11 protein-coding genes are annotated in these 12,966 nt (G+C 54.3%); 4 read left to right on the plus strand and 7 right to left on the minus strand.

Features of this window, described 5'->3' with window-relative positions; genetic code table 11:
• The first annotated feature begins 6 nt into the window (after window positions 1–6).
• The 4 genes from VRZ32_RS00825 (at window position 7) to VRZ32_RS00840 (ending at window position 3,308) form a co-directional block, all read left to right on the plus strand.
• Window positions 7–396: a hypothetical protein gene (locus tag VRZ32_RS00825; RefSeq protein WP_414523546.1), complete on the plus strand. Its 390-nt coding sequence runs from the start codon at window positions 7–9 to the stop codon at window positions 394–396.
• The gene (locus tag VRZ32_RS00830) at window positions 389–2,011 is read left to right on the plus strand and encodes a hypothetical protein (RefSeq protein ID WP_414523547.1); all 1,623 of its coding nucleotides are present in this window, start codon (window positions 389–391) and stop codon (window positions 2,009–2,011) included. Before VRZ32_RS00825 ends, VRZ32_RS00830 begins: the two co-directional genes overlap by 8 nt.
• Window positions 2,012–2,013: 2 nt before the next feature.
• Window positions 2,014–2,553 (plus strand): hypothetical protein, encoded by a 540-nt coding sequence (locus VRZ32_RS00835; protein ID WP_414523548.1) that lies wholly within the window; start codon window positions 2,014–2,016, stop codon window positions 2,551–2,553.
• Window positions 2,554–2,657: 104 nt separating this feature from the next.
• A complete protein-coding gene (locus VRZ32_RS00840; protein ID WP_414523549.1) occupies window positions 2,658–3,308 on the plus strand; it encodes a lysozyme in 651 nt (216 codons plus the stop codon).
• A gap of 5 nt (window positions 3,309–3,313) precedes the next feature.
• Here the strand turns inward: VRZ32_RS00840 and VRZ32_RS00845 are convergent, their stop codons facing one another.
• The 7 genes from VRZ32_RS00845 to VRZ32_RS00875 form a co-directional block, all read right to left on the minus strand.
• Window positions 3,314–4,966: an AMP-binding protein gene (locus tag VRZ32_RS00845; protein ID WP_414523550.1), complete on the minus strand. Its 1,653-nt coding sequence runs from the start codon at window positions 4,964–4,966 to the stop codon at window positions 3,314–3,316.
• A 108-nt stretch (window positions 4,967–5,074) separates the two neighbouring features.
• On the minus strand, window positions 5,075–6,367 hold the full coding sequence (locus VRZ32_RS00850; RefSeq protein ID WP_414523551.1) for an OmpP1/FadL family transporter: 1,293 nt from the start codon (window positions 6,365–6,367) through the stop codon (window positions 5,075–5,077).
• 116 nt (window positions 6,368–6,483) lie between these two features.
• On the minus strand, window positions 6,484–6,798 hold the full coding sequence (locus VRZ32_RS00855) for an SCP2 sterol-binding domain-containing protein (RefSeq protein ID WP_414523552.1): 315 nt from the start codon (window positions 6,796–6,798) through the stop codon (window positions 6,484–6,486).
• 29 nt (window positions 6,799–6,827) lie between these two features.
• A complete protein-coding gene (locus VRZ32_RS00860; protein WP_414523553.1) occupies window positions 6,828–8,618 on the minus strand; it encodes an acyl-CoA dehydrogenase C-terminal domain-containing protein in 1,791 nt (596 codons plus the stop codon).
• Window positions 8,619–8,688: 70 nt separating this feature from the next.
• A complete protein-coding gene (locus VRZ32_RS00865) occupies window positions 8,689–11,031 on the minus strand; it encodes a 3-hydroxyacyl-CoA dehydrogenase NAD-binding domain-containing protein (RefSeq protein ID WP_414523554.1) in 2,343 nt (780 codons plus the stop codon).
• Window positions 11,031–12,167 carry a thiolase family protein gene (locus VRZ32_RS00870; protein ID WP_414523555.1) on the minus strand — a complete coding sequence of 379 codons (1,137 nt, stop codon included), beginning with the start codon at window positions 12,165–12,167 and terminating at the stop codon, window positions 11,031–11,033. The genes VRZ32_RS00865 and VRZ32_RS00870 overlap by 1 nt, the downstream gene beginning before the upstream one ends.
• Window positions 12,168–12,346: 179 nt before the next feature.
• Window positions 12,347–12,808 carry a MerR family transcriptional regulator gene (locus VRZ32_RS00875; RefSeq protein WP_414523556.1) on the minus strand — a complete coding sequence of 154 codons (462 nt, stop codon included), beginning with the start codon at window positions 12,806–12,808 and terminating at the stop codon, window positions 12,347–12,349.
• Window positions 12,809–12,966: the final 158 nt, after the last annotated feature.

Consider the following 12,966-nt stretch of genomic DNA (forward strand, 5'->3'; position numbering starts at 1 on the left):
TCACTCATGACCTGCGTTTCAGAGCGCGTGGCACGCCACGATCTTACCATATGCCGAGGTGATAGCACCGCCATTATCATGCGCTTTCGCACACTCTCGGAGAGCGGTGAAACGGTATTTCTTGACCTGACAGGAAGTGATCTCACGCTGACCATTGATTGGCCGGGAGGTCGGTTGCTGCGCCAGTCCAGCGATGGTGGCCTTGTTGTTGATGCCCTTGTGGGCACAGTGACGTGGTCCCCGCAATCTCAGGATACACTTGCAATTCCTGATGGCCGTATCGCCACCTATCGGATGGTTAGGGATATCCTAGGTGGTGAGAGGCGCACATTATTGGAAGGTTTCATTATTGGTATGGGATTTGCCACCGAAGGAGGAGTTTCTAGCGATGTCTGATGTCGAAATGCAACCATATGCAACGGTGGTAGAAGTGCTCATCCCTGGCCCTCAAGGTCCCGGAGGTAATGATGAAATTGGCGGGCATGCAGTCTCGATCGCCAATCTTGAGACTGGCCATATCATCGTGTTCGACGGTGAGGTTTGGCATAACCAGCCACTAGGCTCCGGCGGCGATATGATGCGGGCCGTTTATGATACAAATAACGATGGCAAGGTTGATGTCGCCAAACTTGCTGAGGCTGTTTCCTGGGATGGCATTACGGATATTCCAGCCAGCTTCCCACCAGAGCTCCACGGGCATGCTATCGCTGATGTAACCGATTTGCAGGCAGCGCTGGATGAAAAGGCTGCGCTTACTTCGCCAGCATTTTCAGGCGCTCCAACTGCGCCAACGGCTACAATAGGGACCAATACAACGCAGCTTGCCACCACGGCATTTGTGACGGCAGCGGTAGCTGCTGTTTCTCCCGGGAGTGTGAGCTGGGCAGATGTAGCTGACAAGCCTTCCAGTTTTACACCTTCAGAACACTCCCATGTTATTGCAGACGTTACTGGTCTGAGCACAGCATTAGACGATAAGGCGCCTTTGGCATCACCTGCGCTAACCGGGACACCAACAGCGCCCACCGCACTTGTTGGAACGGATACGGCGCAAGTCGCAACGACAGCATTCGTAAATGCATCTATTGCGGCAACCCCTATGGCAAATCTCCGTAATAAGATCATCAATGGTCATTTCTGGTTGTGGCGGCGGGGAGCAACACAGAGTGTTGTTGGATATAAATCTGCCGATAGATGGTATCTGAATACTGCTGGATCTGGCGTTACTTGTACGCTCTCTCAGCAGGTAATGAATGGAACCGGATGGCCGAAGCAAATATTACAAGATCTATTTTACGCTAGACTGGTGTTTACGACAGGAACAGGATCAGATCGTTACGTACGGCTTGAACATAGAATTGAAGATGTTGTGAGCCTCTCTGGTCAGCAAGCTACTTTAACTTTCTGGGCCCGAGCTGCCACGACTGGATTATCCATTGCTGCCAATCTTTCCCAGGTGTTCGGATCTGGTGGATCCGCAGCGGTGCATGTAAACGGGCAGAAAACATCACTTGGAACGAACTGGCAAAAAGTATCTTTCGTTTTTGATATTCCGGGCATTGCTGGGAAGACGATTGGCGCCAGCAGTTGTCTGAACGCGGTTATCTGGGCTTCTGGCGGTGGCCTGGAATCAGCAATAACTGACAATTTGCCCGCGCAATCCGGAACAATTGATATCTCTCATGTTTCTCTGGTGCCAGGCGATGCAAGGGACGACTATGATGCACTGGAGCCGCGCCACAATCAGCAAGAGATGGCGCTATGTGAGCGGTATTATGAAATCTCAGGGGGCAGTATTACCTGGACGCAGCCTGGGAACGCGGGGGCGATTCAGCAACATATGTCTTGGCCATTTCTTGTTCCGAAGCGAATAACGCCAACTGTTACGGTTACTGCCGAGTTAGGAAGCGCCGAGCTCGTTGCAGCGTCTTCGCGCCATATTAACGTACGGTCGGGGGGGACTGGTGAGCAGCGGAATTCTTTCATTTGGACAGCAGATGCGGAGCTATAAGAATGCAAGTCACGTCAGCAAAATATACTGAAAGCGGTTTCATCATTGCTACAGTGGATGGTGATGAGATGAGCATTCCCGATGATATGGAAAACCGCCATCGCGTTGCCATTGAAGCGTGGGGTGGCGTAATAGAGCCATATCAAGAGCCAGAAGTTCAGCTTGCTGCGCTAAAAATAACCTTGAAAGAGCGCATTGATGTTGAGGCAGAAGCCCAGCGTGGAAAATACATCACCCTTGGTGCCGGACAGGCAATGATCTACCAGGCGAAAGCTGCAGAAGCTATTAAGATATCTATGCTTGATGAGGACGCCCCCATCAACGCTGGTGATTATCCACTATTAGTGACGGAGGTTGGAATTACCGCTCCAACAATTCGTGAGGTGGGTGCCGTGGTGCTGACATTGCATGAACAATGGATTGTCGCAGGAGCTGCCATTGAAGGAGTGAGGCTTTCTGCAAAAGCAGAAATAGATGCAGCGCAGAATGAAGCTGATGCGCGAGCTGTTAGACCCTTATGGCCGCAGATAGCTATGACCTAAATATTGTTCTCGTTAATTCAGCCTATCTGCCCGCTTTGAGCGGGTTTTTTTATGGGCACTCTGTCTGGCACCGCTCAGAGAATGCCAGCTGATGGGAGACTACCATGGTACGTAAAGTAACAGCTCATGTCATTGCCCGTATTAAGCAATGGGAAGGCCTGCGATTAACTGCATATCGCGATGCAGGCGGCGTTCTGACGATTGGTTATGGCCATACAGGCGCTGATGTGAAAGCTGGGCAGAGCATCACACAAATGCAGGCTGATGCACTCTTGCAGCGTGACCTCATACGTTTTGAACAAGCCGTAGAGAAAGCGATTACGGTGCCGCTGACTGATAATCAGTTTGGAGCGCTGGTATCGTTTGCTTTCAATATAGGGGAGACAGCGTTTGTTCAATCAACGCTGGTCAAGAAGCTCAATAGCGGTGATTATAATGCTGTTCCCTCACAGCTGGCGCGTTGGGTAAGCGCGGGTGGTAAGCAATTGCAGGGATTGGTCAATCGCCGGGCAGCAGAAGCTGGTCTTTGGGTGTCTGGTGCGTTTGTGGCGTCTGCGCCTGTTGCGGGTTCTGTGGCTATGCCTGCATTGCTCACCAAGGAGGCTGCAGCTGTCACGACAGGGGTATTATCCGCGATTGCAACGGCTGCCAGCACTCCAGGGCCGATGCAATGGGTTTTTGTCGCGATCCTGGCCGGATCTTATGGGGTCAGCGCGCTACTCTGGCTGCTAGGTCGCCGGGAAGAAGCGCACTGAGGTGTTTATGCATTCTCGCGTAGTTCGCGACGCAGGATTTTGCCAATAGGCGTCTTTGGCAACGTATCACGGAAGATGATGGAACGTGGTGTTTTGTAGGCTGTCAGAAACTGCCTGCAATACCGGATGATGTCATCTTCTGTTACGTTTGGATCATTGCGGACCACAAAAGCCCGTACTGCCTCGCCAGTCGTTTCACTCGGAATGCCCACAACCGCAACTTCTGAGACACCAGCGTATGAGGCGATTACTTCCTCGATTTCAGTCGGATATACATTAAAGCCGGATACGAGGATCATATCCTTTTTACGGTCTACCAGCATGACCCGTCCCTCGTTGGTGAGGCGGGCAATGTCACCTGTTTTTAGCCAACCATCAGGTGTCATGGCCTTGTCGGTTTCTTCCGGGGCATTCCAGTAACCGCGCATGACATTCGGTCCGCGCACCCACAACTCACCTTCAGAGCCCGCCGTGACTTCCTGGCCAGCATCATCACGCAGGCTTATCTCAACCGATGGTACAGGGAAACCAACGGTACCATCAAAATGATGGTTGCCAATGAGCGGGCTAAAAGTGACAACTGGAGAGGTCTCAGTTAGTCCATAGCCTTCTATGATGGCGACACCCGTGCGGTCTTGCCAGCGGGTCGCTACCGGCTCCTGCATGGCCGCGCCACCTGAGATAGTGTGCCTTAGTTCGCTAAAATCAATTTTGCTGAAATCAGGGTGATTAAGCATGGCGTTATAGAGCGTATTAATGCCCATGATCGCCTTGAACTTAAGCTTCGCGATACTCTTGATGAAGCCCTTGATATCTCGCGGATTAGCAATAAGCACTGACATCATACCATATGACATGAACAGAAAGATCATGTTCAGTGCAAAGATATGGTAGAGCGGAAGTGGGACAATAACGCTGCCGCCATCGTGTAGATGTGCAAGAGCACGAACCTGCTCTACATTCGCAATCAGATTGCGATGGGTTAGCATCGCACCTTTTGCGCGCCCTGTGGTGCCGCCAGTGTATTGCAAAAATGCCAGATCTTCACCCATGATATGAACGGGTGTGAATTTATGCTTTGCACCTTCCGATAATACTTTACGGAAGGAGAGAGCATTTGGCAGGCTATAGGGTGGCACGGCCTTGCGCAGTTTTAGTACGAGATTGATAAGCCAGCGCTTGGGGATGGGTAGCAGATCGGGAACATCAGTAATAATGACGGTTTTAACAGCGGTTTGTGCAACCACCTCTTCCAGTGTTGCTGCGGCCAGACTACTGATCACAATGGCTTCTGCGCCGCTATCAATCAGTTGGGATTTCAGTTCGCGTGCAGTGTAGAGCGGATTGACGTTTGTTACGACAAGTCCTGCACGCAAAATACCCAGAAGTGCAACCGGATATTGCAGTAGATTGGGTATCATCATGGCCACGCGCGTGCCTGCGCGCAACTTGAGGACGTTTTGCAGATAGCTTGCGAAATCAATAGAGAGGCGGTCAAGCTCGCCGAACGTCATCTTGACGTCGAAGCTCATGAGTGCCGGATGATCACGGTGACGCGCTACTGCGTCCGCAAACATCGCCGGAATTGAGGAAAAGCGGTCCGGATCGATCGTTTTCGACGTATTCGTTGGATAATGGTCAAACCAGATCGGCTTCATGGCGTTCTCCCCAAAACGCAGGGGGCGCCGATTGATCCGTGCCTTCTCCTGCAGGTCCATAAATGAATAGCCCGGCGGCCTGTTTTCAAGCCGCCGGGTTTTTTAAGTTTACTGGAAGATAGCGACTGGCTTCTTCGGATCATCCCATGCGTAACGCATGCCGACTGAAACGATATCAGCCGATGGCTTCAGGCTTGCCACGAAGGGCAGGCCAACGTAGTCAGGATGGCCGGGTACGATACGGATCGGTGCCGACTTCACGAAAAGATGCGCATAGGACACATCAAACGTGAGCTTGTCATCCCAACGATAGGATGCGCCAAGCGACGTCCAGAGGCGGTTTGCATCAGGAATACGCACGTTACGCACGCTGTCGGAAATTGGCGACCACTCGAGACCCAGACCTGCGCGCAGGGTAAGCTCTTCCGTTGCTGCGTATTCCGCACCAAGGCTTGCGTACCAGCCGTCCTTGTAGTCAAACTTCAAGGCGGTTGCTGGCAGACCGGTGATCTGGTTGGTCACAGCAATACGGCCCAAACGGCTCCAGTTGGTCCATTCCAGACCACCGAGCACTTTCCACTTGTCGTTGATCTTCTGCGTGATGCCCAAGGTCAACACTTCTGGCAGGTTGACCTTTGCGCGCACAGGGATTGAGATGCCTGGGCGAGGAGCCAGTGTGCCATCAAGTTCATGATGGATGCTTGAACGGTAGCCAAGACCAATTACCGTGCCAGCGAGCGGAGTAATCGTTGCACCGAGGGTGTAACCGACGCCCGTATTCTCGCCTTCAAGGTTCACATTGGTTGCACCGAAAGCAACGCCTGATGCCTGACGCAGTGTCACATCAAGATACTGGATCTGCATGCCGGCACCGAGCGACAGCCACTCGTTGACTTTGTAACCAACCATCGGGTTAGCGTTGAAGGACATAACCTTCGACGTACGACCGTAAACCTGGCCAGCCCAGTTCTGGTTTGGCTTCGTTACGAAACCGTATGGCGTGTTGGTCGATAGACCGAGCCAGAGGCTATCATTCAGCTGAAGAGCCGAGGAGCTATAAGGCAATACGCCTGCCTGGCTGATATTGCCGGATCCAACAGGAACGCCGCCAACTGCACGGACGGTCCCGAGGGTGCGTGCGTCAGGCTTGATCTTTGACTGAGGCGCTACCAGCGTGAGGCCGCTTTCGAACGTCAGGCCGGGGTTCATGGTGATGGTTGCCGGGTTCCAGAAAATGGACGACAGACCACCAGAACCTGCGCCAACACCAGCGAAGGATGCACCAAGACCGCGCGTGCTCTGCTCACGCAGGGCAAAAGAGCCTGCGCTAGCGGATGAGGCGATAGCAATAAGCGAAGCAGAGACGGCAAGCACACCGGCAAGCCGCATGGGCGTATTCATATAATCCTCCCAAAAACAATTAATCATGGCGCTTTTATAGCGCTCCTGACTCAAATCTCACATGACATATTTGTATGATCAATCGCAATATGTGCCATGCAAGGAAGTTGTGCACTTCAATCATCACCTTGAAGCAAGCTGACGAGTTTGAGAGCTACGCCCTGTGAGCCTTCAACTTTTAGCCGCCCCGTAGAATAGGCGATCAACGGGTTTAGTTTCCCGTCGATCAGTTTTTGGAGGTTGTCTGAAGAAAGCTTTACGGTGGTATCGGCCTCTTCGCCTCCCTCTTCCACACTCACTCCACCATCGCCATCAGCGATAGTGATCGTGTCGTCGGAGTCTGTCAGTGCAACTACTATGCGGTAGCCAAACTTATCGACTTTGCCGACGCGTGCTTTGATGGCGTCGATGAGATCTTGTGTTTCCACCATAATGCTTTTCCTTTTTTAATTTTTTATTATTAGAACAGGTCTTCGCCCAGCGCCATTGTCGACGCTTTACCACTCTTGATGGCGGCCCAGAGTGCACCTGTCTGTGGCAGCAGACGATCCATGTAGAACCGCGCCGTTACCAGCTTTGCCTCATAGAAGGCTGCATCTTCCTTGGCTGTTTCGCGCTTTTCAAGAGCAATCTTAGCCATGCGCGCCCACATGAAGCCAAGTGCTACAAGGCCAAACAAGCGCAAGAAGTCAGTTGCTGCCGCGCCTGCCTCTTCTGGATCACGCATGCCGGTGGCAGCCACGTGGCCGGTTGCCTGTTGTAGTATGCCAAATGACTTGGCTAGTGGAGCAACAAAATCAGCCATTGCTTCGTCTTCAAGATTTTCATCAATGAAGGCAAGAACCGGATGGAAGAATGTGCGCAATGGACGACCCATGTTCGACGACATCTTGCGGCCAACGAGGTCTAGCGCCTGAATGCCGTTCGTGCCTTCATAGATCTGTGCGATACGCGCATCGCGCACGTACTGCTCCACACCGTGTTCACGGATGTAGCCGTGACCGCCATAGGTCTGGACAGCAAGGTTCGCCACCTCGAATCCGAGATCGGTAAACAGCGCCTTCACGATTGGCGTCATAAGCGCGACGCGATCTTCAGCCGCGGCACGAACGACTGGATCAGGCGAGAGCTCTTGCTCGTCAAGCGCGCGTGCAACCCAGCCGCACAGTGCGCGGCAACCTTCGGTGTAGGCGCGTGCTGTCATCAGCATGCGGCGCACGTCAGGGTGAACGATGATCGGATCTGCTGGCTTGTCAGGATGTTTCGTGCCCGAAAGCGAGCGACCCTGCACACGGTCCTTCGCGTAAGCGACAGCCGCCTGATAAGCTGCTTCTGCAATGCCAAGGCCCTGCGTACCCACAGACACGCGCTCGCTGTTCATCATTGTGAACATGGCGCGCATGCCTTTGTGTGGTTCGCCAACAAGCCAGCCTGTGGCGTCATCAAAGTTGATCTGGCATGTAGCTGATGCCTTGATGCCCATCTTGTGCTCAATACCCGCGCAGCTTACGCCATTGCGTTGACCGAGGCTTCCATCAGCCTTGGGCAGGAACTTCGGCACAAGGAACAAGCTGATGCCCTTCACACCTTTAGGTGCATCCGGAAGCTTGGCCAGTACGAGATGGATGATGTTCTCGGTGAGATCATGTTCACCTGCCGAGATAAAGATCTTGGAGCCTGTGAGTTTGAAGCTGCCGTCTTCATTGGGGATGGCGCGCGTACGCAGCAGGCCCAGATCCGTGCCGCAATGGGCTTCGGTCAGGCACATCGTGCCGCTCCAGGTGCCTTCAACCATTTTGGGCAGATAAGTGTCCTTCAGCTCTTCCGAACCATGGCTCTTGATTGCGAGATATGCGCCATGTGTCAGGCCGGGGTAGAGACCGAATGACAGGTTTGAGGAGCAGATCATTTCTTCAACGAGCTTGTAAACGCTCGCAGGAATGCCCTGACCGCCATAAGCTGGATCGCTCGCAGCCGAGATCCATCCATTCGTGCAGAATTCGTCGTAGGCCTGCTTGAAGCCTTCTGGTGTGCGCACCACACCGTTTTCCCAATGACAACCTTCAAGGTCGCCACTAGCGTTCAATGGGCCAAGCACGCTTTCGGTAAAGCTTGAGGCCTGCTCAAGAATATCATCGATCAGATCAGCAGACAGTTCGCTCTGCCCTTCGAGGGCAGTCAATTCTTCGCTGCCGTGGAGTTCGTGAATGACGAACTTCATGTCCCGTACTGGGGCCTTATAAACCTGCATCTTCTTCCTCCCGGATGAAGTGCCTGCCGTCACTTCAGGACAGCAGGCATTTTTCTCTTTAATGGACGGATCAGTTTCTGAGCGGCTTGCCGGTCAATAGCATGTTCTCGATGCGCGCCAGCGTTCCTGCAGAGCGGGCAAGGCGCATGAACACCTCGCGTTCTTCCCTCAGCACATCCTTTTCAGATGTTGGCGCTGTGGGATCGGTGTTGCCACCAGACAGTACCTCCGCAAGACCGGTCGAGACCACAAGGTCATAATCGGTTGCGATGCCGCGCTTATGGAAACTCTCCGCCGCCATCACCATCGCTGTCTTGCCAGATGGACCAGGAAGCGTGATTTCAACGCGCTCAGGTGCAACGTAGCCTTCGACCAGCTCAAGCGCGCGCGCTTTTGCATCGGCCAGGAGACGATCACGATTCATGGTAATGCGATCACCTTCACGCATGATCAGCATCTCACGAGCCTGCGCTGCCGATCTCGAAACGGTCGCCGTGGAGACCATTTCGAAGACCTTTGCAGCAGCTGGCATCGGACCACGTGGCAGCTTGCCGATGGTGGACCAGCGGTGCAGCATTTCCTTACAGCCGCCCCAAGCTGGTACAAGGCCCACGCCGCATTCCACGAGTCCCGTGTAGGTCTCGGCATGTGCCTGTACTGCATCAGAATGCAGCAACAGCTCACAACCGCCACCCAGCGCCATGCCCGACGGAGCGCTCACGACAGGGAAGGGGGAGTGCTTCAAGGCACCATAGACCTGCTGACCGGTTGCAACGAGCTTGTCGATCTCACCCCATGCCGCGATATTCGCCGCAAAGAGAGCAAGGCCCAGGTTCGCGCCAACAGAGAAGTGCTTGCCTTCGTTGTAGATCACGAGTGCCTTGTAGCTCTTCGTCACCAGCTTGATGGTACGGTCGAGCGCATCGAGCACTTGATCGTCGAGGGAATTGCCCTTCGAGGTGGTCTCGAAGCACACTACACCATCGCCCAGATCCCAGACCGAGGCTGCGCCTGTCTTGAGAACAGGTTTGCTCTTGCGCTTGATGTCCTCCAACAGGATCACGCCTTCAGCGCGCACCACATCGTGGTATTCGCCATCAAGCCCGAAGAACTGCAGCTGACCATTCTCAACGCGGTAGAATTTGCGATCGCCGATCTTTTCCAGGATCGGTGGCACATGAGCGCCTTCCGCCTTCAGACGGTCAACGAGCCATGATGCGCCAACCTTATCGATGAGCGCAAACGGGCCATCTTTCCAGTTGTAACCAAGGCGCATGGCTTCATCGATTGCCACGATGTCATCAGCCGCTTCCGGCACAAGACGTGCAGCATAAGCGAGCGTACGGCCCATTACGCGCCATGCGTAATCGCCAACAGGGCCCGGTGTGTTGAACAGTGCGCGCAGATCGCGGCCTGCTTCCTTCAGCGCCTCAGTGTCAGGCTTGCGCGAGGTGCGGTAGGTGCCTGATGCAAGATCAAGCGTTTCCTTAACCCGGCCACCGTCCGTCTTGTTCAGGCGATAGAAGCCGCCCTTGCCCTTACGACCCGTGTAGCCATCCTCGATCATGCGCTTGATCAGCGGCAGATCGCGGTTGAGCACATGGAACGCATCGTCCTTTGGCAGACTGCCAGCGAGGCTTGCATTGATATGCGGCATCAGATCGATACCAACGAGATCGGCAAGGCCGAAAATGCCGGTCTTCGGAATGCCGAACGGACGCCCCATGATCGCATCAGCATCTTCAATGGCCATGCCAAGATCTGATGCTTCCACGACACCAGCCTGGATCCAGTAGATACCAAGACGGTTGGCGATGAAGCCGGGGCTGTCCTTGCAGTTAACGATGGACTTGCCGAGGTTCACATCAGCAAAGCGCGATACACGTGCAACCTGTGCCGCATCCGTATCCTTGCCAGCGACAACCTCAAGCAACCGCATGTACCGTGGTGGATTGAAGAAGTGCGTGATCAGGAAGTTCTTGCGGAAAGACTCGGAAGTGCCTGCCACCAGATCATTCAGCGGAATCGTCGACGTGTTCGACGACACAGCCGTGCCGGGGCGCGCCACAGCCTCGATCTTCTTGTAGAGCGCTTGCTTGATGTCGAGGCGTTCAATCACGGCCTCGATCACCCAGTCGCACTCATCGATCTTGATGAGATCATCATCGATGTTGCCTGCCTCGATCAGCTTGGCTGCACGATCCGACATCAATGGTGCCGGATCGGTTTTCTTCAGGCGCTCGATAGCAGCGCGCGCAATGGCGCTGCGGTCGCCACCTTCAGCAAGGTTTGGCGGCACGATATCGAGCAGCAGAACTGGCAGGCCAGCATTGGCAACCTGTGCGGCAATGCCTGCACCCATCACGCCAGCGCCGATAACGGCGACTTTCTTGATTGCGTTCTGCTCGGTCATTATACGCGCTCCAGAACAGTAGCGATGCCCTGACCGCCGCCGATGCACTGCGTTGCAAGTGCATAGCGCTTGCCTTCACGCTGCAGCAAGCTTGCAGCCTTACCCGTGATGCGCGCACCGGTTGCGCCAAGCGGATGCCCCAGAGCAATCGCGCCACCATCGATGTTGACGGTCTCTTCGCGGATGCCGAGTTCCTTCATGCAAGCAAGTGCCTGGCTGGAGAAAGCTTCGTTGAGCTCAACGATATCGATGTCATTGATGGTGATGCCTGCGCGCTGCAATGCCTTGCGGCTTGCTGCAACCGGGCCAATGCCCATAACCTCTGGTTCGCAACCAGCTACAGCCACACTGCGCACGTAAGCGAGAATTGGCAGGCCATGCTTGCGGGCGTAATCTTCGCTGGCGACGAGAACAGCAGATGCACCATCAGTCAACGGTGAGGATGTGCCAGCGGTTACCGTGCCGTTCTGATCGAATGCAGGCTTCAGGCCAGCAAGTGCTTCAGCGGTGGTGTCAGGGCGTGGGCAGCCATCACGATCCACCATGCCCTTGCCGGTGTCGATAGCGATGATTTCATCCTTGAAGCGACCAGCGGCCTGCGCTTCTGCCGTCAGACGCTGGCTGCGCAGAGCGAATGCTTCCTGCGCTTCACGGCTGATATCCCAACGCTTCGCAACGTTTTCAGCGGTGTCGCCCATGCCGAGCAGTGCGCCTGGATACAACTTGGTGAACGCGGGGTTTGGCATTGGGTTGAAGCCCATCATCGGCACGCGTGACATGCTCTCAACGCCAGCGGCAATGAATGCCTCGCCAGCGCCAAGCTGGATCTGGCCAGCTGCGATGTGGATCGACTGCATCGACGAACCGCAGTAGCGGTTGACGGTAAGTCCTGCAACAGAAAGCGGAAGACCAGCAAGCAGACCAACGACGCGGCCGATGTTGAAGCCCTGCTCACCTTCCGGGAAAGCGCAGCCCATGATCAGGTCTTCGATCTCGGAGGCATCGATCTTGGTGCGCTCAACGAGGCCACGAACAACCTGAGCCGCGAGATCATCAGGGCGCACACGCACGAGATCTCCCTTGCGGGCAAGCCCGAACGGCGAACGGACATAGCCGGCGATGACGACATTCTTCATTGACGTTGCTCTCCCAAATGCAGGCAGACAAACAGAATTTCTGCCGATTGTTATATTGCTGGAAAACCAGCAGTGATTGCATTTTCAAACCAAACGCACGTTATTTTGCATTCAGAAAATGCATCAACTCAATAGTTTAGGGGCAAAATGCGATACATATATCGGCTTTTCCCCACCTCTTAAACAGCCTTGCGGCCATTCTGGGTTTCGAAGGTTGCCATCGCATCACGTGCTAGTTTTTCGATGGCATCAAGTTCGGTAAGCGCTTCATCCAGGGCTAGGCGCTGCTCCATGAGTTGTGTCCTGCGTAGGGACACGCGCTCAATGAGTAAACGCAACTGCTCCCGTTGGGTTTTATCGATGTCGTAGAGATCGAGGTATTCCTGGATCTCCCGCAGCGAGAACCCTAACCTTTTCGCACGCAAGATGATGATCATTCGGGCGCGGTCGCGGTTGGAGTAGATGCGCTTGTTTCCGGCACGGCGCGGTGAAATTAATCCCCTGTCTTCATAAAAGCGCAGGGTACGCGCTGTCACACCAAGCTCGCGGCCGAGCTCCGTGACGGAATAAAGCTGATCAACCTGCCCGCCCAAATCCTCGCTCCCGGCTCGTGTCAACGAGACGGTTTTTGCAGTCGTCATTTCGGCGGATCCTGTGGCTCATCGCGTTCATCCTCCCTGATGAAACGGCCGCTTATTGCGTGCCGTTACGGTGCGCTGCGGGTCGTTATCGACCTCATTAATTGCACTCCAGAGGGTAGGCTTTCACCTTTCCCTTTACAAGTCATACTTGACGTATA

This window comes from Pseudochelatococcus sp. G4_1912, from assembly GCF_047501465.1.
Classification (GTDB): domain Bacteria; phylum Pseudomonadota; class Alphaproteobacteria; order Rhizobiales; family Beijerinckiaceae; genus Pseudochelatococcus.